The organism is Thermophagus sp. OGC60D27 (genome assembly GCF_052400625.1).
Lineage (GTDB): Bacteria > Bacteroidota > Bacteroidia > Bacteroidales > Marinilabiliaceae > Thermophagus.
The window spans coordinates 93,179-111,191 of sequence record NZ_JBQTGH010000007.1; the positions used below are offsets into that span (position 1 = coordinate 93,179).

Annotated in this window: 21 protein-coding genes; 1 reads left to right on the forward strand and 20 read right to left on the reverse strand. The window is 44.1% G+C overall.

Annotation, left to right across the window (positions count from 1 at the left end):
• Positions 1 to 68: 68 nt before the first annotated feature.
• The 16 genes from ACT29H_RS09985 to ACT29H_RS10060 all read right to left on the reverse strand — a co-directional run bounded on the left by ACT29H_RS09985 (position 69) and on the right by ACT29H_RS10060 (position 13,392).
• Positions 69 to 842, reverse strand: coding sequence for an acyl-[acyl-carrier-protein] thioesterase (locus ACT29H_RS09985; RefSeq protein ID WP_444821483.1), 774 nt, complete (start codon positions 840 to 842; stop codon positions 69 to 71).
• On the reverse strand, positions 832 to 1,209 hold the full coding sequence (locus ACT29H_RS09990; protein WP_444821484.1) for a C-GCAxxG-C-C family (seleno)protein: 378 nt from the start codon (positions 1,207 to 1,209) through the stop codon (positions 832 to 834). The genes ACT29H_RS09985 and ACT29H_RS09990 overlap by 11 nt, the downstream gene beginning before the upstream one ends.
• Positions 1,188 to 1,757, reverse strand: a complete 570-nt coding sequence (locus ACT29H_RS09995; RefSeq protein WP_444821485.1) for an HD domain-containing protein — start codon at positions 1,755 to 1,757, stop codon at positions 1,188 to 1,190. The genes ACT29H_RS09990 and ACT29H_RS09995 overlap by 22 nt, the downstream gene beginning before the upstream one ends.
• Before the next feature lie 93 nt (positions 1,758 to 1,850).
• Entirely contained in the window at positions 1,851 to 2,465 is a 615-nt protein-coding gene (gene hisIE, locus ACT29H_RS10000; RefSeq protein WP_444821486.1) for a bifunctional phosphoribosyl-AMP cyclohydrolase/phosphoribosyl-ATP diphosphatase HisIE, read from the reverse strand.
• 139 nt (positions 2,466 to 2,604) lie between these two features.
• Positions 2,605 to 3,360, reverse strand: a complete 756-nt coding sequence (gene hisF / locus ACT29H_RS10005) for an imidazole glycerol phosphate synthase subunit HisF (RefSeq protein WP_444821487.1) — start codon at positions 3,358 to 3,360, stop codon at positions 2,605 to 2,607.
• 317 nt (positions 3,361 to 3,677) lie between these two features.
• Positions 3,678 to 4,403, reverse strand: coding sequence for a 1-(5-phosphoribosyl)-5-[(5-phosphoribosylamino)methylideneamino]imidazole-4-carboxamide isomerase (hisA, locus tag ACT29H_RS10010; protein WP_444821488.1), 726 nt, complete (start codon positions 4,401 to 4,403; stop codon positions 3,678 to 3,680).
• Between the two features lie 34 nt (positions 4,404 to 4,437).
• Positions 4,438 to 5,040, reverse strand: coding sequence for an imidazole glycerol phosphate synthase subunit HisH (hisH, locus tag ACT29H_RS10015; protein ID WP_444821489.1), 603 nt, complete (start codon positions 5,038 to 5,040; stop codon positions 4,438 to 4,440).
• Positions 5,040 to 5,564, reverse strand: a complete 525-nt coding sequence (locus ACT29H_RS10020) for a peroxiredoxin family protein (protein ID WP_444821490.1) — start codon at positions 5,562 to 5,564, stop codon at positions 5,040 to 5,042. The genes hisH and ACT29H_RS10020 overlap by 1 nt, the downstream gene beginning before the upstream one ends.
• A 15-nt stretch (positions 5,565 to 5,579) precedes the next feature.
• A complete protein-coding gene (purU, locus tag ACT29H_RS10025) occupies positions 5,580 to 6,443 on the reverse strand; it encodes a formyltetrahydrofolate deformylase (protein WP_444821491.1) in 864 nt (287 codons plus the stop codon).
• A gap of 73 nt (positions 6,444 to 6,516) precedes the next feature.
• Positions 6,517 to 7,290 (reverse strand): tryptophan synthase subunit alpha, encoded by a 774-nt coding sequence (gene trpA, locus ACT29H_RS10030; RefSeq protein ID WP_444821492.1) that lies wholly within the window; start codon positions 7,288 to 7,290, stop codon positions 6,517 to 6,519.
• An 85-nt stretch (positions 7,291 to 7,375) separates the two neighbouring features.
• Positions 7,376 to 8,581: a tryptophan synthase subunit beta gene (trpB, locus tag ACT29H_RS10035; RefSeq protein WP_444821493.1), complete on the reverse strand. Its 1,206-nt coding sequence runs from the start codon at positions 8,579 to 8,581 to the stop codon at positions 7,376 to 7,378.
• Between the two features lie 183 nt (positions 8,582 to 8,764).
• A complete protein-coding gene (locus tag ACT29H_RS10040) occupies positions 8,765 to 9,370 on the reverse strand; it encodes a phosphoribosylanthranilate isomerase (RefSeq protein ID WP_444821494.1) in 606 nt (201 codons plus the stop codon).
• A 39-nt stretch (positions 9,371 to 9,409) separates the two neighbouring features.
• Complete coding sequence (gene trpC, locus ACT29H_RS10045; protein ID WP_444821495.1) at positions 9,410 to 10,204, reverse strand: indole-3-glycerol phosphate synthase TrpC; 795 nt, start codon at positions 10,202 to 10,204, stop codon at positions 9,410 to 9,412.
• 114 nt (positions 10,205 to 10,318) lie between these two features.
• Positions 10,319 to 11,314: an anthranilate phosphoribosyltransferase gene (gene trpD / locus ACT29H_RS10050; RefSeq protein WP_444821496.1), complete on the reverse strand. Its 996-nt coding sequence runs from the start codon at positions 11,312 to 11,314 to the stop codon at positions 10,319 to 10,321.
• Positions 11,315 to 11,362: 48 nt separating this feature from the next.
• Positions 11,363 to 11,932 carry an anthranilate synthase component II gene (locus ACT29H_RS10055; protein WP_444821497.1) on the reverse strand — a complete coding sequence of 190 codons (570 nt, stop codon included), beginning with the start codon at positions 11,930 to 11,932 and terminating at the stop codon, positions 11,363 to 11,365.
• A 35-nt stretch (positions 11,933 to 11,967) separates the two neighbouring features.
• Positions 11,968 to 13,392, reverse strand: coding sequence for an anthranilate synthase component I family protein (locus tag ACT29H_RS10060; RefSeq protein WP_444821498.1), 1,425 nt, complete (start codon positions 13,390 to 13,392; stop codon positions 11,968 to 11,970).
• 322 nt (positions 13,393 to 13,714) lie between these two features.
• On the opposite strand from ACT29H_RS10060, the gene ACT29H_RS10065 reads away from it, so the two are divergent.
• Positions 13,715 to 13,996: a hypothetical protein gene (locus ACT29H_RS10065; protein ID WP_444821499.1), complete on the forward strand. Its 282-nt coding sequence runs from the start codon at positions 13,715 to 13,717 to the stop codon at positions 13,994 to 13,996.
• Positions 13,997 to 14,225: 229 nt separating this feature from the next.
• Here ACT29H_RS10065 and ACT29H_RS10070 read toward each other — a convergent pair whose 3' ends face one another.
• The 4 genes from ACT29H_RS10070 to ACT29H_RS10085 all read right to left on the reverse strand — a co-directional run bounded on the left by ACT29H_RS10070 (position 14,226) and on the right by ACT29H_RS10085 (position 17,763).
• The gene (locus ACT29H_RS10070) at positions 14,226 to 15,158 is read right to left on the reverse strand and encodes a LysR substrate-binding domain-containing protein (protein WP_444821500.1); all 933 of its coding nucleotides are present in this window, start codon (positions 15,156 to 15,158) and stop codon (positions 14,226 to 14,228) included.
• A gap of 80 nt (positions 15,159 to 15,238) precedes the next feature.
• Complete coding sequence (gene dnaJ, locus ACT29H_RS10075; protein ID WP_444821501.1) at positions 15,239 to 16,390, reverse strand: molecular chaperone DnaJ; 1,152 nt, start codon at positions 16,388 to 16,390, stop codon at positions 15,239 to 15,241.
• A gap of 15 nt (positions 16,391 to 16,405) precedes the next feature.
• Entirely contained in the window at positions 16,406 to 17,062 is a 657-nt protein-coding gene (locus ACT29H_RS10080) for a nucleotide exchange factor GrpE (protein ID WP_444821502.1), read from the reverse strand.
• A gap of 173 nt (positions 17,063 to 17,235) precedes the next feature.
• Positions 17,236 to 17,763 carry a TlpA family protein disulfide reductase gene (locus ACT29H_RS10085; protein ID WP_444821503.1) on the reverse strand — a complete coding sequence of 176 codons (528 nt, stop codon included), beginning with the start codon at positions 17,761 to 17,763 and terminating at the stop codon, positions 17,236 to 17,238.
• Positions 17,764 to 18,013 lie beyond the last annotated feature (250 nt).

Genomic DNA, 18,013 nt, shown 5'->3' on the forward strand with positions numbered 1-18,013 from the left:
GATATCCGAGAGTAAATTTTTGATGTGGCATGTGATACATTTCTTGTTGAGACAACCTTAATTGATGATCATGGTTTTATTGAATCAGTACTGAGCGATATCTGCCTAAAACATATTTCTCCTGAACATCCTGTCTTTCCGGTAGATTCGTGATCAATGACAAATACCAGGTTGTTAGAATCGTTTTCGGGGTATCCTGTTTTAATGATGACCGATTCTCCCTTTTTAAATTCGTTGGTGAAATGGATGTTGAACGAAGCTATTTCAGACCCTTCAGGGGCTATGGCATCCATCAGCCATTCCATATATCGGGTGTTGTTGACATGATGGTTAAAGTCGAGGTCGGAATAAACCACCTGCCTGCGATGTTCTTGCATGTTAATACTGTCAGGTAGGTGAGACAGCGTTTTAGGGAATTCCCCTAAAGCCATACGGTGGGTGACAAAAGGTTTGTTGTGCAGCCTTTCGTAGGGACGTATGGGTCTTTTCCGCAATATATCCACCATGATCCATGCCGAAGACGCTTTTACCAGAGTACGGTTTTGGTGGTCTTTGATAAGAAAGTCACGGGTAGAATATAATTTCTGGATATTGCGTGGCCAGGTTTCGATGGTTACCTTTTCCATCATCGAGGGCCAATTCAGAATCTCAACTTGAAGATGGGTTAATGCCCAAAAAATATTGTCTTTTCTTAGATCGTCAAAACCAACGCCCAGACCAATGGCATGCTTTGCGGCCGCTTCCTGAAGGTGTTTCATTAGGGCCGAGGGCTCCAGACGACCCGAGGCCCCCACGTCAAAAGATGAGATGGTTACCGGTTCTTCCCAGATGTCAGTGTTCATTATTATTGGAGGGTTCAATTAGGTTTTTTACGGCGTTGTCAGCAATCTGTACGCATTTGCGACATGGAACTTTATGATGTTTCTTAATTTCTCTGCAACGCGGAGAACCAGTCTCCTGAACAAAAGCATCAATAACTTTTTGCTGGGCTTCAGGATTATCTTTTAGAATATACATGGCACCGTACAGAGCTCCGCAATAACCATCAGGGGCGTGTCCGACACCCATGGTCTTCATGTATTCTATTTCTTCTTTTGATTTACCGTAATGACGAAGAATGGCCTGTGCACAATTATCACCATAATCGGGATGATTAAAATACCAGGCTGCATCGTGTTTTTCTTGATCTACAGAAATATTTTTTTCCATTTTAAAAAAATCTCAACTTTTTCGTTACCGTATTTTTCCAGGGATCGGGTTATCTCATCGATGTTTTTTTCTCTTTCCGGTTCGCGTCCTTTACTGAAGAAGAGGTCCGCAAAACAGATGATCTGTTCTTCAATGGATACGGGTATCATATCTCGGATTGGAAGGGGGAGGTTCTGGTATTGAATTTCATTGGCAGTCAATCCTGTTCCGGTATGTCTTTCACAGACCAAGGCATGCCGAGGTAATCCTTCTTTTTCCAGAATTTCGCGTCCCAGATAGCCATGGCAAATGTAAGGATGAGTTCCGTGACATCCTATTTTCGGTGCATAAGTTTGAAAAATCCCGATATCGTGAAGCAAGGCAGCCTCGGCCAGAAACTGATGGTCAGCGTCAAGCTCCGGATGATTGTCGGCTATTTCCAGTGCTTTTTTTTGTACCAGCGTGCTGTGTATTAAGAGAATATTTCTGGCCGGATGATGGTCTGGGTAATATTTATCAAGTATTGCTTGTGCTCGATCAGTTGTTCTCTCAAAGATTTTAGAATTCATTGTTCTGTTTTCGGTTTACACCATAAAAGAACTGTCGGATCGGATGGTCCGATATTTGGGTTACAAACCATGACTCAAAAAATGGGAAAGATTTTATTTGTGTCGTCCCTGCAGCACTTTAACCACATCTTCAATGCGAAAGCCTTTGGCTGTCAACAGTACCAATAGGTGATAGATAAGGTCTGCCGACTCGTTGAGGAACAAGTCGTCGTTTTGATCTTTGGCTTCAATGACCGTTTCGACAGCTTCTTCTCCCACTTTTTGGGCTATTTTATTGATTCCTTTTTTGAACAGAGAGGTGGTATACGACCCTTCGGGCATGGTTTGAAGCCTGTGGTCAATCAAGTCCTGTAGAGAAACCAGAAAGTCTATATTGCCTTTATTGGTCTCGGCAAAACAGGTGTCGTTGCCGGTATGGCAAACGGGACCGACCGGATGGGCTTTGATCAGGATGGTGTCGTTGTCGCAGTCAGGGATAATGGTTTCTACCTCCAGAAAGTTTCCTGACTCTTCCCCCTTGGTCCATAGTCTTTGTTTGGTGCGACTGTAAAATGTGACTCTTTTTTCTTGTTGGGTTTTTTCAAAGGCTTCTTCATTCATAAACCCCAGCATAAGGACAACATTTGTATCGGCATCCTGAATGATGGCAGGAAGAAGTCCGTTCCCTAATTTCGAAAAGTCTAATTGCATGATATTTTTTTTTGACATATAAATCTGTATAAAAAAACGTGAGTGTCTTCTTATTGATAAGAAAAAAAGAAGTTCTAATGCTTTAATCGATTGGAAGACATATGCTATTTAAAGATTGCAAAGATAATAATAATGAGGTGTGATTGTAGTCAAAGTTTTACCTTATCGGTATGCGATGACTTCTCAGGTAATCTTTTAACTCAGGTATGGGAATCTCATTAAAATGGAAAATGCTGGCTGCCAGGCCGGCATCTGCTTTCCCGGTGGTAAAGACATCTTTGAAATGTTCTTTGGCGCCGGCTCCTCCCGATGCAATGATGGGGATGGACAGTTCATCAGACAGTCGTGCCAACGCTTCGTTGGCAAATCCCTTTTTAACGCCGTCGTGGTCCATACTGGTAAAGAGGATTTCTCCGGCCCCGCGATCTTCGGCTTCTTCGGCCCATGAATACAATCGCTTTTCGGTCGGAATACGGCCTCCGTTGACCGTTACCACCCATTCGTCAGCGTCCAGTTGTTTGGCATCGATGGCCACCACGACAAACTGACTTCCGAAATGTTTGGCCAAATCACTAATCAGTTGTGGATTCTTTACTGCTGAAGAGTTGATGGATATTTTATCGGCTCCTGCATTCAGCAAGGTTTCAGCATCTTTTAGCTCACTAATACCTCCTCCTACGGTGAAAGGAATGTTGATATGCTGGGCAATACGACGAACCAGATCGGCAAAAGTCTTGCGCTTTTCGTGACTGGCGGTAATATCTAGGAATACCAACTCGTCAGCGCCTTGCCGGGCATAAAGGGCACCCAACTCCACGGGGTCGCCTACTTCCTTAATGTCGAGAAATTTCACCCCTTTAACGGTTTTCCCGTTTCGGATGTCGAGGCATGGTATGATACGTTTTGAGAGCATTTTTTAGTTTAAATTTTGCAATGGATTGTTGTTCTTTTATAAAAGATTGTCTTTAATGTTTTGAGTTCTAGAGCATGTTTTCTAGGTAATATGTTTAAGATTTAATGGATCGCTTTAGTTTGTTTTTTAAACCTGTGAGCATTTTTGCAACTTCTGTGCTTTGGGGTGAAACGCTTCAAAATCCTTTTTTTATAGATGATCGTCGGTAACGAATTTTCTTTTGGGCCTGCAATTCGAATAAAGATCCATTATCGAACCTTGTCTAAGTCAATAACCCTGTCTCTTTTTATTAATGCCTAATGGCGAATGACTATTTTCTAACCTCTTCTTCCCAACTCTTCCACTCCAATCCTTCCTTCATAAATGGCTTTGCCAAAGATGACAGCCGGGATGCCTGCAGCTTCCAGAGCGTCGATGTCTTTCATGCTGCTGACGCCTCCGCTGGCGATGAGGTAGAGCTCGGGGAAACGTTGCCGAATTTTTTGGTACAGTTCGATGGCAGGCCCTTCCAGCATTCCGTCTTTGTTGATGTCGGTGCAGATGGTTTTTGTAATTCCTTTGTTGATATAATGTTCCAGAAAATCAAAAAGATCCGTTTCGGATGTCTCCGTCCATCCTGAAACTGCTATTTTGCCCTTTTTGGTGTCGGATCCAAGGATGATTCTGTCGGATGAGTATTGGGTGATCCAGGCGGTAAACTCATCCGGGTTTTTTACGGCGATGCTTCCGCCCGTGACCATTTGTGCACCACATTCGAAGGCAATTCTCAGGTCATCGGAGGTCTTTAGACCACCGCCAAAGTCGATCACCAGATTGGTACGAGATGCAATTCTTTCCAGAATTTTATAATTGATGATTCGTCCTTCTTTGGCACCATCCAGATCCACCAGATGAAGACGTTGGATGCCGGCATCCTGAAACTGAAGGGCTACTTCCAAAGGATTCTCATTGTATATCTTTTTGGTTTGGTAATCGCCCTTGCTGAGGCGGACACATTTGCCGCCGATAATATCTATGGCAGGAATAAGTTCTATGGCCTTCATTTATAACGTATGTTTCGGTTCCGGCCTCGCCGGATTATTCAATGGTCAGGAAATTTTTTAAAATCTGTTCACCCACCGATCCGCTTTTTTCGGGGTGAAACTGGGTTGCAAAAAAATTATCTTTTTGCAGCGCAGCACTAAATGGGTGAATGTAATTGGCCTGGGCAATGGTTTCGGGCCCCGTGGGAACATAGTAGCTGTGCACAAAATAGACATATTCACCTTCTAGCTCTTGGTTAAAAAGGGGAGCTTTTACGTGCGTGAGATCGTTCCATCCCATATGTGGGATTTTTTGTTTTTGCTCAGCCTCTTTTTGAGGGATGAATTTTTTTACGGGTGCATTAAAGATGCCCAGACATTCCGTGTCGCCTTCCTCCGAATAGCGGCACATTAACTGCAGTCCCAGGCAGATTCCCAATACGGGTTGAGTGAGTGAGGGGATTAGTTCATCCAGACCTTCTTGTTGGAGATAGGCCATGGTGGTGCTGGCTTCTCCCACGCCGGGAAAAATCACTTTGTCAGCTTTTCGGATGATGTTGTGGTCGTCGGTGATGATTGGCTTATGGCCCAGTCGTTCAAGGGCAAAGCTTACCGATCGGATATTTCCGGCATTATATTTTATGATGGCGATCTTCATTATTGTTGTTGCATTAATTGGTCAATTTTCTGAACCAGTGCCTGAAACTCTTCGGGGTTGAAAAGCCGGGTCAGAAAAACAATCTTTCCCTGTGGGTCGATTAGGACATTTCGGGTGATTCCTGCTTTTTTTTCGGCATAGAGACTGAAGATTTTGGCCCCGGGATCCAATGCAAGCGGGTAGGAGATGCCTGTTTCTTTGGCAAATTTCTTAACGGTTTCCAAAGGCTCATCCCGATCGATACCTATCACCACTAATCCATTGTCTTTGTGTTTTTGCCAGATCTCTTTTTCTATATGTGGCATCTCTTTTCGACAGACTCCGCACCAGCTGGCGGTGAATTGCAGCATTACGACCTTGCCTCTGTAATCCTTGAGCCGAAATGTTTCACCATTGGCGAGGGTGGCTTCGAAAAGAGGGGCTTCGTCGCCTGTTTTAACGATATAGCCACGATTGTCTTTATGTTCCTGGGCGCTTAGGTGAAAGGTCATAAGCAATAATAATATAAGACCGGATTTTTTCATGAACAAATAGGTTAATTAGACGAATACGATTGTTTTGTTTTTGTATACCAGTGTTTTTCTTTCCAGGTGGGCCTTAACAGCCCGTGAAAGTACAATTTTTTCTATGTCCTTACCTTTTTGAATAAGACTTTCCACTGTGTCGTGGTGCGAAATGCGAATCACATCCTGATCAATGATGGGGCCGGCATCCAGATCTGAAGTAACATAATGGCTGGTTGCGCCGATTATTTTCACTCCTCTGGAATAGGCGGCATGATAAGGCTTGGCACCCGCGAAGGCAGGAAGGAAAGAGTGGTGTATGTTAATAACTCTGTTGGGATAATTGGCGACAAAATCGGAAGAAAGAATTTGCATATATCTGGCCAGAACAATAAAATCTACCTGATGTTCGCGAAGAATTTCCAGTTCTTTTTTCTCTTGTTCTATCTTGTTGTCTTTATTCACCGGAATGTGAAAAAACGGAATGTTGAACTGGGCTGCTACTTCCTCAAGGTTGTTGTGGTTGCTGATAATAACCGGTATTTCCACCTTCCACTCACCGGCCTGATAGTGCGCCAGCAAATCATAGAGACAATGAGAGCTCTTGGAAACAAAAATTCCCATTCTGGGCACTTTGTCCGAAAATTTGAGATCCCAAACCATTTCGAGGGGTTTGCCCAACAGCGGACCAAAAACAGCGGCAATGTCATCTCGCTCCAAGAGGAATTCTTCCAGTTCCCACTCTACCCGCATGAAAAAGTGTTTCTCCGTCGGGTTGGTATATTGGTCGAGAGCAACAATATTTCCATTGTTTTGATGGATGAAATCGGTCACCCGCGCTACAATGCCTTTTTGATCGGGGCAATGAATTCTTAATATAGCTGTTTCTCTGTTTTTCATATCAAATTTTGGTACTAAATAGGATACAAAAGTAATAATTTAAAACCGGTGGTTCGTGAAAAATGTTTATTTGTTAGTTGTTTTTGAGGTTTTTCACGAATTTAATTATTTCCTCCGGGTTGTCCCCATGATGTTCCAGATGTTTGATGAAAGCACTCCCAACGATAGCGCCTTGAGCATAACGGCAAACCCGGCTGAAGGTTTCATGATTGCTGATACCGAAGCCCACCATCGCCGGCGTGTTCAGTTTCATGGCCCGGATTCTTTCGAAGTATTGAATCTGGGTATCTGACAGGCCTTTTCGAATGCCTGTAACGGCTGCAGAAGAAACCATATAGAGAAAAGAGGTCGATGCCCGATCCAGTTTCCTGATTCTTTCCTCAGTGGTTTGAGGGGTTATCAGAAAAATGTTACTGATGTTATTGTCAGAGAAAAGTGTTTCATATTTGTCGAGATAGGTTTCGTAGGGAAGATCCGGGATGATGAGGCCACTGACACCCGTTTCCCGGCATTTCCGAATGAATGGCTCGAATCCATACTTCAGAATTGGGTTCAGATAACCCATAAGGATTATGGGGATTTTGACTGTTTGAGAGATACCGCTGAGTTGATCAAAGAGAACTTTAAGCGACATGCCATTGCTGAGGGCTTTGGTGCTGCTATTTTGAATTACGGGACCATCGGCCAGAGGATCGGAATACGGCATTCCGATTTCCACAAAATCGACACCTCCTTTTTCCAGTGCTTTTAATATGGGTACTGTGCTTCGGAGGAACGGAAAGCCTGCGGTGAAATAAATGGATAACAGATTTCTATTTTGATTAAACCGAGTGATGAGTTTTTCCATGTTACGATTGTTTTTTGCATTAAAGATGATGGTTTCGGGGTCTCTTTTTTAAGATGACATTGACATTTAAAATGAAGAGAAGCGTTTATAAAAGATTGAGCCTGTTCATATAGGTGTTCATATCTTTGTCTCCTCTGCCCGAAATGGTAACCACTAAGTTGTCCTGCGGATTCAGATCCAGTTGGTTGATGGCTGCTACGGCATGAGCCGATTCCAGAGCCGGGATGATGCCTTCTTGCCTGGTAAGAAGCAATGCAGCATCGAGAGCTTCTTGATCGGTTACCGAGAGGTAACGGGCTCTCCCCGATTTGCTGAGCCATGCGTGCAGTGGTCCGATGCCGGGATAGTCGAGACCGGCAGAGATACTGTATGGTTCGGTTATCTGACCGTCGTCGGTTTGCATCAGATAGGTCATGCTGCCGTGGATTACGCCTGTTTCGCCCAGGGCGATGGTGGCTGCCGTCTGTCCGGACGATAATCCCAATCCTGCCGCTTCGGCGCCAATGAGTTTGACTTGTGGATGGTCGAGAAAGTGGTAAAACGAGCCGGCTGCATTGGATCCTCCCCCCACACAGGCAACCACATAATCGGGAAATTCTTTGTCGGTTTTGTCGCGGAATTGCTGTTTTGTTTCCTCGCTGATGATGGATTGAAGTCGAGCGACCAGATCTGGATAGGGATGAGGTCCTACTACCGAGCCAATAAGATAATAGGTGTCGAGGGGGTTGGCGATCCAGTCGCGGATGGCTTCATTGGTGGCATCTTTTAATGTACGGCTTCCCGACATGGCCGTTCTTACTTCTGCTCCTAACATTTTCATACGGGCCACATTGGGTGCCTGCCGCTCAATGTCGGTTTCGCCCATATAAACGATGCATTTAAGGCCCGCAAGGGCACATACCGTAGCGGTGGCCACACCGTGCTGCCCGGCCCCTGTCTCTGCAATAATGCGTTTCTTTCCCATTTCACGGGCCAGAAGTATTTGTCCTATGGTGTTGTTGATTTTATGGCTACCGGTATGTGTCAGATCTTCCCGTTTGAGCCATAAGTTACAATCGTATTGTTCCGAAAGCTTGGATGCATAGTATAGTGGGGTTGGTCGCCCAGCATAATCTTCGAGCAGAGCTTTGAACTCTTTTTTGAAGCTTTCTGAGTTGATGATTTTTAGGTAGTTGTTTCTTAGGTTTTCAATGTTGGGTATGAGCATTTCGGGAATATAGGCCCCGCCAAAAGGGCCATAAAATCCATGATTGTCGGGATGAAACGATTTGGATTGTTCTTCTTTTATCATGATTTGATCTGTTTTTTTGTTGTTTCTTACCGGTTAAATGCCGGAGGAATTAATTGTGTTCGTTGGATTTATCATATCTGTTGACCGATGAACTGTTTGCCTAAACTGCTTTAACGCGGTATGGTAGATGAGGACCGTATCATCTCTGCAAATTATTGATCTCTTTCTTTTGCTGTCTCATTTTTACAATTGTTTAATTGCTGAAAGGAACCGAGCGATGGCTTCGATGTTTTTCATTCCCGGGGCGGTTTCAAATCGGCTGTTAATATCCACCGCATAGGGCTGAACGGGACAGTGTTGAATGATGGCTTTAGCATCCGATTCTCCGATACCCCCACTTAGGAAAAACGGCTTGTCGGCGTTGAATTGTGATAAAACCGACCAGTCGAATTTTTGTCCGCTGCCGCCGTGCTTTGCAGAGGGTGTGTCAAATAGAAAATAATGGCACGAGTCGTGATAGTCATCTGTGATTTTCAAATCAGATGTTTGCTTTAGGCTGAATGCTTTTATAATCTCAAGGCCTTCTTTTTGCAATTCGCGGCATTGAAGAGGTGTTTCTTTTCCATGTAGCTGAACGCTGTTTAGATGATATTTTTGACAAGTTGAAACAATGGAGTGGGTGTCGGCATTAACAAAAACGCCGGTCTTTTTAATGGTGGAAGGGATGCCCTTAACTGTTGAGGAATTCAGAATATTTCCTGCATACCTTGGACTTTGAGGGTAGAAAATGAAACCGATATAGTCGGGCTTTAATGCGATCAATGCTTCAATGTTTCGTTGATCACGCATTCCGCAAACTTTTATTTTTATGTTTCTGTTCATTGTATCTCAGATTCGTATCTTGGATATTTCCTCTTTTAAATCTATACAGGCTTTGCCGGGATTTTGGTGTTTCATAAAAAACTCTCCCATGAGGAAGCCTTTGAAACCTGCTTCTTTCAGAAAGAGAACATCTGCGGCCGAATGGATGCCACTCTCGGCTATGGGAAGAAACTCTTTGGGTAAGATTGATGCCAGGTTGGCGGCATGTTCCAGATTGACATTAAACGTTTTTAAATTGCGGTTGTTGATTCCCACCAGATCTACATAGATGTTTAGTAAATCCATTTCTTCTTTGTCGTGAATTTCCATTAGTACTTCCATGCCCAGATAGTTTGCCAAAGCTGCCAGGTCGCGAGCCTGTTTTTTGTTCAGGATGGCAGCAATGAGCAAGATGGCGCTGGCTCCAATGGCTTTGGCTTCATAAACCTGATAGGGGTCAATAATGAACTCCTTACGTAGGATGGGGCGGTTGGTCAAATCTCGGGCAGTGCTTAGGTCGTCGTTGTTTCCCCCAAAGAAGGTCTGGTCGGTAAGAACAGAGATGCCTGCAACTGCTGCCTTATGGTAAGTCGTTATCACTTCTTTGAGGTCTGCTTCGAGGTTGATATCTCCTTTGGAAGGGGATTTGCGCTTGAATTCTGCAATGACGGGAAAATCAGCATGTTCTTTTAGGCTGTTTTTAAGGGAAGGGACCTCTGACGAAAAATGGCGATAATATTCAAGCTCTTTAATTGTCACTTGTTGTTTTGCGGTTTGCAGCTCTTTCCTTTTGTTGGCTACAATTTTGTCAAGTATATTCATGTTTCTGGTCATTGTCATTTGGATGAAAGTTGGGAATACTTCATAACCGTGATTGAATGCATATCTGTTATTGTAATACTAATTGCGTTTAGTAAATTTTTTTTGAGGATGCATTTATTGAATATCCAATAAGTATTCCAACGCTTTTTTTGCATCTCCCCGGAAGAGTGAATTTTTCGCTTTTTCCAAACATTGATCCAATGAAAGGACATGATCCATGGTTTGGATGGCCAGAGCAGCATTCACAATAACGGTATTGTTCTGTGCGGGAGATCCATCGCCGGCCAATACTTTTTTAAATACTGCAGCTGATTCTTCAACCGAGTTTCCGCCAAATATCTCCTCAGGGTTATTCTTTGGCATGTTGATTTCCCTTGGGGTGAGAATTTTTTCGCCTTTGTGAGAGATCACCTTAAAAGCATCGGTCAACGAAACTTCGTCATAGCCGTCGATGCTGTGTACGATGCTGAAGTTTTTGTCGGTTTCCTGGTAAATGTACTGATAGATGCGGCTTAATTCCAGGCTAAAGACGCCCACCAGCTGGTTTTTTGGATCCGAAGGGTTAACCATTGGGCCAAGCATGTTGAAGAAAGTTTTGATGCCCAGCTCCCGGCGGATCGGCCCTACGGCTTTCATGGCCGGATGGAAAAGGGGGGCGTGGAGGAAACAAATGCCGGCTTTGTCGATTTGTTTTTTTAACCGGTCATTGTCATTGGTGAATTTATACCCCAGATATTCCATGACGTTGGAAGAGCCGCAGGCCGAGCTGACGCCTGCGTTGCCATGCTTGGCCACTTTGTAGCCGGCGCCTGCCACCACCAGTGATGCCAAGGTGGATATATTGAAAGTGTTTTTCCCGTCTCCTCCGGTGCCACACATGTCGATGGTCTCAAACTCAGACAGATCAATGGTTTTGCATTGCTCCATAAGACCGTCGCGGAAGCCTGAGAGTTCTTCTACGGTCACCGGCCGCATCATAAAAACCGAAAGAAAGGCCACTACTTCCGACTGACTGTAATTTTCGCTTGTGATATTGATGAGGATGTTTCTGGCTTCCTCTCTGGTTAATGTGTTGTAATTGAATAATCTGGTTAATGTGTGTTGTAACATGGCATTGAATAATTAATGTGTTTAACGTCTGGAATTTGTTTCTTGTGATTATCCTTCGAGCCAGTTTTTGATCATTTGTTTGCCGTGTTCGGTGAGGATGGATTCCGGATGAAACTGAACCCCCCTAACGTCATATTTTTTATGGGTGATACCCATGATTTGTCCTTGCATATCGCGGGCTGTGACATGCAGGTCGGATGGTAGATCTTTGTCATTCACCACCCATGAGTGGTAGCGTCCCCCCATGAAGGTGTCGGGGAGGGTGTTGAACAGCAATTCATCTCTGTCGCACACCGATATGGGGGTGGCGATGCCGTGATATACTTTAGAAAGGTTGGTGATGGTGCCGCCAAACACTTCGGCAATGGCCTGGCATCCCAAACAAACGCCTAATATGGAATGGGTGGGTGATAAGGCCTTGATGAGCGGCTTTAGAATGCCCGCTTCGCAGGGGATGCCCGGTCCGGGCGACAGGACTATTTTGTCGTAGGCCGCTGCCTGATCAACGGTGATTTTATCGTTTCGGAAAACATCTACTTCCTGGTCGGCTATTTCTTCCAGATAGTGCACCAGATTATAAGTGAATGAGTCGTAATTGTCTAATACAAGTATTTTCATGATGAAAGATCTATGCTAAGGTTTGTGATGTGTTGTTAAAACTCGGCGGCCATTTCGATGGCTGTTTTTAGAGCTCGCAGTTTATTGTTGGTTTCCTGAAGTTCTTTTTCTTCGTCGGATTCAGAGACGATACCCGCGCCCGCCTGATAGATGAGTGTATTGTCTTTGCTTAGGAAGGATCGGATCATAATTGCTTGGTTGAAAGATCCATCCAGACCTAGTTTTCCGATGCATCCGCCATAGAAACCCCTGTTGTGGGGTTCGTACTTGTTGATCAGTTCCATGGCTCTGTATTTGGGGGCTCCCGAAAGTGTTCCGGCAGGGAATGTGTCGGCCATCACCTTGGCTATGTCGTTAGGATTGCGAAGCTTACCATGCACCTCAGAGACCATGTGCAGCACATGACTGTAGTATTGTACTTCCTTGTAGGTTTTGACTTCCACTTGATGGCAGTTTCGCCCCAGATCGTTGCGTGCCAGATCTACCAACATGACGTGTTCGGCATTTTCTTTCGGGTCTTTGCTCAGCTCTTCAGCCAGCTGCATGTCTTTCAGATCATCGCCGGTGCGTCGGAATGTTCCGGCAATGGGGTTGATGGATGCCACACCCTTTTCAATGATGAGCTGAGTTTCCGGAGATGAACCCATCAACCTGTAGTTGCCGTAATCGAAATAAAAAAGATAGGGCGAAGGATTGATGTGTCTCAGTGCGCGATAAACATTAAACTCATCGCCTTTGAAGGATTGTTGAAATTGTCTGGACAGAACAATCTGAAAGACATCGCCCCGATAGCAATGATTCTTGCCGTGCGTGACCATCTTTTTGTATTCATTACCTGTGATGGGCGAATATTCATCGTTGACCGGCTGAAACTTAAATGCCGGCACTGCGCGGTTTTTTAGTATTTCCAGAATCGCATTGAGTTGTGATTCTTCGCCCGGAAGCAAATGTTCCACAAAGTATAGCTGATTGGTAAAATGGTTGAATGCAATGACCGACCGATAGAGATGATATCGTATGTCGGGAATTGCGTGTGGTGCATCGGGCGTTATGTCAATCTGGAGATCTTCAAAGTATCGTACCGCATCGTAAGCAGTGTATCCATAAAGGCCGGATGCAGGAACCGGACATTGTCTTTGATCTTCTTTGCTGATATCGAAACTGTTGATGAAGTCCTGGATTAGTTCCGGTACTGACTGATGATCCGGAAGGCTGGTTTGTGAGACCGAACCATCAGGGAAACGGTATTTTACCACTTCGTTGCTGACGATGAAGTCGGCAATGGGTTTAAAGCAAACAAAGGAGAGCGAGTTGTTGCTGCTATGATAATCCGAACTTTCCAGCAAAATGGTGTTGGGAAAGAGATCCCGCAATTTTAGATAGACACTGACAGGGGTTACGATGTCGCCAACATGGGCGGGAATGCGACTGCACAAAAGTTTTAGTTGTTGTTTCTTCATCGTTATGGTGTGTTTTATTTTTCGGTTTAAGTCATAAAAAAAAGGCTTGCCGGAGTTCGGCAAGCCTTTTATCTCATCTTTATAATAATGGTATGAGGGCATCACCTTCACCCCGAAACAGGATGCAAGAAATGACGCCACCACCAAATATTATAAATTGTATTGTTCATATTAGTTCAATTAATATCTAATTGTCTTTTTTTAGTAACAAATTTCAGTTTTGAAATATGATTTTTGTTATGGTTTGACATTGCAATTATAGGGAATGATTTTTTAATATGCAAGGTTTATGTTTTTTTTCATAGCATAGAGATCATGGCAGATGGGTTGGGATGAGGCCGTCAATGGCCGTATTTATAACTTTTCCGGATGTTCAGCACCTTTGAATTTTGCAAAAAAAACAAGGGACAGGGCAAAGGCGTGGTTGCATTATGGCACTTGGGAAAAGGGCGAAGATCCGATTCCGGTCAATGGGGCGGGAAATGCAGTCGCTTTTTTTACTCGGGGAATGTGTTTTTTAACTTGGCGATTGACAGGATTTCAGTTTGAGATTGATAATCTTACTCCGAAACTGACAGGATTTCGGTTTGAAAGCGTTGGATGAACTTCCCGGCTGACAAGATTTCAGTTTGAAAGCGTTGGATGAACTCCGCGCATGACAAGGTTTCCGACTGCAGTCCTCTTTTGAACTCGACGACTGACAGGGTGGCAGTTTAGAGCGGTTTTTTGAACGTCCACAATGGATTTTCGGACTTCGCAATAGGTAAAATGAATACCGCAAAGCCCTTATCGAGGTTGGCCAAAGTATTTTTGAAATACCGATTCCGGAATTTTTACCGCCACTTTATCTTTTTGATACATTTGGTCTTGTTGAAGTTGTCAGGTAGATTATCCAGGATGGCTTCTTTGATTCTTTCGATCAGCAACTCTCGCGGGAAGTTCTGATGGACCACAATACTGACTTCACGAACCGGCTCCGGCTGAGCGAATCGGCGCACAAAGGGTTTGTCGGTTAATGGGTCGACCGACAGTTCGGGGACCAGCGTGTATCCGATACCTTTTTTTACCATCGATTTAAGGGCTTCGATACTTCCGCTTTCATAAAAGAAACCGAACGCATTGTTGTTTTGGTTGTTTTTGCCACAAATGTCGAGGGTCTGGTTTCTAAAACAATGCCCTTCGGTAAGGACCAGTACTTTTGCGGGATCGAGTTTTTTGTCATCAATCAGCTCGTTATGCATATAGGGATGATCGTAAGGGGCATAGAACAGGAAAGGTTCGTAAAAGAGAGGTATTTCTCTGATTTGTCGTTCCTCCGCCGGCGTTACCATGAGACCAATGTCGATGCGATCGTTGTGCAACGCTTTAAGCAAGTGCTCCGATTCGAGTTCTTCGATACGGAGATGGGTATTGGGATTGTCCTTAATGAATTGGGGAAGGAACCGTGGAATGAGGTAAGGGGCCAGAGTCGGAATAATGCCGATCCTGAATTCGCCTTCAATACTGTTTTGCTCGTTGGAAACGAAGTTGCGAAGTTCTCCTATTTCTCTGAGTATTTGTCGTGCCCGGATAATGATTTCTTCTCCGGCGGGAGTTGGTTCGATCGGTTTTTTTGCGCGGTTGAATATTTGTACGCCAATTTCATCTTCCAGCTTTTTGATTTGCATGGTGAGGGTTGGCTGTGTGATGTGGCAACTTTCTGCTGCTCCCACAAAATGTCGGTGGTTGTCCAGTGCCACGATATATTCCAGTTGCTGAATGTTCATGGTGTTTTGAAAATTTTCCGCAAAAGATATAAAAAAAACGGGAACCCGACGGCCCCGTTTTCATTTACAGAGATCTCGAATCAGAAAATGTCTTTCATCTTATTAAAGAATCCATTTTGCTCCTTTCGAGGCGAGAAGGAGGACGACTCTTTCATTTTTTCAAGCGTTTTCTTTTCATCCTTCGACACAGCAGAAGGTATCCAAACGTTAATTTTCACTAACAAATCACCTTGATGATAGCTGTTGACTTCGGGAAGCCCTTTTCCTCGTAATCTGAGAATCTTACCGGGTTGTGTGCCCGGTTCAATTTTGACTTTCACTTTTCCATCGACAGTAGGGATTTCTGCCGCGGTGCCTAAGATGGCTTCCGGGATGCTGAGCAACAGGTTGTATATCAGATTGCTTCCTTCTCTTTTGAGCTCAGGATGTTTTTCCTCTTCAATGAGTACCAGTAAATCACCGTTTATGCCACCGCGTCGGGCTGCATTGCCTTTACCGGAAACCGACAGTTGCATACCCTCTTCGACGCCGGCAGGAATATTGATGCTGATGATTTCTTCTTTTCTGATCACGCCTTCCCCGTTACAGTGCGGACATTTTTGCGTGATGGTTTTACCTTCTCCATTGCATGAAGGGCAGGCGGTGGTGGTTTGCATCTGCCCAAGAATGGTGTTAGAAATTCTTGTGACTCTGCCATTGCCTCCGCAGGTGGAACAGGTGGAGAAGGCTGTGCCATTGGCAGCACCGGTGCCGTTACAGTGATCGCAAGCACCGTATTTCTTTACTTTGATTTTCTTTTCAACCCCTTTAGCAACTTCCTGAAGGGTTAATTTTACTTTGACTCTTAAATTGGAGCCTTTGGCAACTCTTTGACCTCCTCTGGAGGATCCGCCAAAACCACCAAAGCCGCCAAAGCTGCCAAAACCGCCGCCAAAGATATCGCCAAAGTGGGAGAAAATATCTTCCATGGTCATTCCGCCACCACCGAATCCGTTTCCGGCGGCGCCTCCCACGCCGGCATGACCAAACTGATCATATCGTTGTCTTTTTTCCGGGTTGCTGAGAATTTCATAGGCTTCGGCAGCCTCTTTGAATTTGTCTTCTGCCTCTTTGTCACCCGGATTCCTGTCGGGATGATATTTCAGGGCCTTTTTACGATAGGCCTTTTTTATCTCCTCGGCACTTGCATTTTTTGGAACCTCCAGTACTTCGTAATAATCTCTTTTTGACATGATAATGGTTTGGTTTTATTCGCCTACGACAACTTTGGGATAGCGTATCACTTTGTCGTTCAGCTTGTATCCTTTTTGAATGCAGTCAACGATCTTGCCTTTCAACTCTTCTGACGGGGCCGGTATTTTGGTGATGGCTTCATGCGTTTCACTGTCAAATTCCTGCTCTTTGGTTTCAATTTCCGTTACGCCCTGTTGCTTCAGGAAGTTTTTGAATTTATTGTAAATAAGATCGATGCCTTCTTTTACTGCTTTTAAGTCACTTGCAGAATCCAAATGTGCCAATGCTCTGTCAAAGTCGTCAATGACGGGAAGAAGACCTAAAAGAATACTTTCGCCGGCCGTTTTAGACAGCTCCATTTTTTCTTTTAAGGTACGCTTACGGAAATTATCGTATTCGGCAATGAGCCGCAGGTGTTTGTCGTTCAGTTCTTCCAGTTGTTTTTGCAACAGTACTTTTTCGTCAATGGCGTCCTGAATGGCTTCTTCGCACTTTTCCTGCTTCTCTTCTTCCGGTTGGTCTTTCGCCTGGATGTCTTTATTCAGATCATCGTTTTGGGCGGTTTGGGCCTCTTTCTTTTCCTTTTCAGGATTAGGATGCTCTTTGTGTGTTTTTGTATTTGTTTTTTCGTCCTGCTTTTTGGTCTCTTCTGTGACTTTTTTCTTGCTCATATCCTGGTACATTTAAATTTGGCGGACAAAATTACACAATTTCTTTGCCATATTGAAAAGAGGGACATTTTGACACAAAAACATTGGGGCAAAAAAAGAGAAAGACAGTAAAAGCGAATATTTTCTTTTTACTGTCTTTCTTATTTTCGTTGGAACCGGAAAACTGCTTGGGCTTAACGCAGAAGTTTTTCCAGTCTTTTTTCAATGTCGTCGATGTCGGTTGCCACGGCAACGACCCGGCCATCGCCATCCACCAAATAATCTTTCATCTGACGGGTGGCGTTAAAGCTTTTGGCAATTTCAGAATCTCTACCTTCGAAGGTACAGATGTGATACATGTCAAATAAACTGTCGCTTTCAATTACTTGCATTAACGGCGTTTTAAAGCGGTCGAGCGAGATGCTGACAACAATGAATTCGTTGCCGTTGATAAATGTCTGGTTGTGATACTTTTGATATAACTTTCTTTTTTTTGCGCTTTCAATTCTCGAAGGGGCATCATAAGAGGCCCAAAAATCGTAAAGCACCATTTTACCACGCAGGCTGTCGGAGTGAAAAGGCGCTCCGTTAACCAACGGCTGGTTGATGGCCGGTATTCTGTTGCCTATTTCAGTGCCAATACGGGGCTCGGGAGCACCATTGACAAACGAGAGAAATAGAATCCCGGCCAAAATGATGATTAGTAACAAGTGGTTTCTCATATATTTTTTCCTTGTTGATTACACAGCAAAGGTTCAACTATTAATTTGAACTGGTTACAGTTTTTAGATGAACGACCCAATTAATGTGACGGGGTAACTGTTTGAAAGGACAAAACTATGCTATATAACAGGAAAAATAAAGGTTTAAATATTTGGAAAAGTGAAAGATGTTGTTATCTTTATGGTTCTGCGAGGTAATTGATTGTTATCTAGTTATTTACGGGGTGGTTAAAAAGCCGTAAAAAAGCAA

Coding starts and splice junctions, on each gene's coding strand:
- ACT29H_RS09985 (WP_444821483.1), bottom strand. CDS start 842: ATGAACACTGACATCTGGGAAGAACCGGTAACCATCTCATCTTTTGAC.
- ACT29H_RS09990 (WP_444821484.1), bottom strand. CDS start 1,209: ATGGAAAAAAATATTTCTGTAGATCAAGAAAAACACGATGCAGCCTGG.
- ACT29H_RS09995 (WP_444821485.1), bottom strand. CDS start 1,757: ATGAATTCTAAAATCTTTGAGAGAACAACTGATCGAGCACAAGCAATA.
- hisIE (WP_444821486.1), bottom strand. CDS start 2,465: ATGTCAAAAAAAAATATCATGCAATTAGACTTTTCGAAATTAGGGAAC.
- hisF (WP_444821487.1), bottom strand. CDS start 3,360: ATGCTCTCAAAACGTATCATACCATGCCTCGACATCCGAAACGGGAAA.
- hisA (WP_444821488.1), bottom strand. CDS start 4,403: ATGAAGGCCATAGAACTTATTCCTGCCATAGATATTATCGGCGGCAAA.
- hisH (WP_444821489.1), bottom strand. CDS start 5,040: ATGAAGATCGCCATCATAAAATATAATGCCGGAAATATCCGATCGGTA.
- ACT29H_RS10020 (WP_444821490.1), bottom strand. CDS start 5,564: ATGAAAAAATCCGGTCTTATATTATTATTGCTTATGACCTTTCACCTA.
- purU (WP_444821491.1), bottom strand. CDS start 6,443: ATGAAAAACAGAGAAACAGCTATATTAAGAATTCATTGCCCCGATCAA.
- trpA (WP_444821492.1), bottom strand. CDS start 7,290: ATGGAAAAACTCATCACTCGGTTTAATCAAAATAGAAATCTGTTATCC.
- trpB (WP_444821493.1), bottom strand. CDS start 8,581: ATGATAAAAGAAGAACAATCCAAATCGTTTCATCCCGACAATCATGGA.
- ACT29H_RS10040 (WP_444821494.1), bottom strand. CDS start 9,370: ATGCGTGATCAACGAAACATTGAAGCATTGATCGCATTAAAGCCCGAC.
- trpC (WP_444821495.1), bottom strand. CDS start 10,204: ATGAATATACTTGACAAAATTGTAGCCAACAAAAGGAAAGAGCTGCAA.
- trpD (WP_444821496.1), bottom strand. CDS start 11,314: ATGTTACAACACACATTAACCAGATTATTCAATTACAACACATTAACC.
- ACT29H_RS10055 (WP_444821497.1), bottom strand. CDS start 11,932: ATGAAAATACTTGTATTAGACAATTACGACTCATTCACTTATAATCTG.
- ACT29H_RS10060 (WP_444821498.1), bottom strand. CDS start 13,392: ATGAAGAAACAACAACTAAAACTTTTGTGCAGTCGCATTCCCGCCCAT.
- ACT29H_RS10065 (WP_444821499.1), top strand. CDS start 13,715: ATGGGTTGGGATGAGGCCGTCAATGGCCGTATTTATAACTTTTCCGGA.
- ACT29H_RS10070 (WP_444821500.1), bottom strand. CDS start 15,158: ATGAACATTCAGCAACTGGAATATATCGTGGCACTGGACAACCACCGA.
- dnaJ (WP_444821501.1), bottom strand. CDS start 16,390: ATGTCAAAAAGAGATTATTACGAAGTACTGGAGGTTCCAAAAAATGCA.
- ACT29H_RS10080 (WP_444821502.1), bottom strand. CDS start 17,062: ATGAGCAAGAAAAAAGTCACAGAAGAGACCAAAAAGCAGGACGAAAAA.
- ACT29H_RS10085 (WP_444821503.1), bottom strand. CDS start 17,763: ATGAGAAACCACTTGTTACTAATCATCATTTTGGCCGGGATTCTATTT.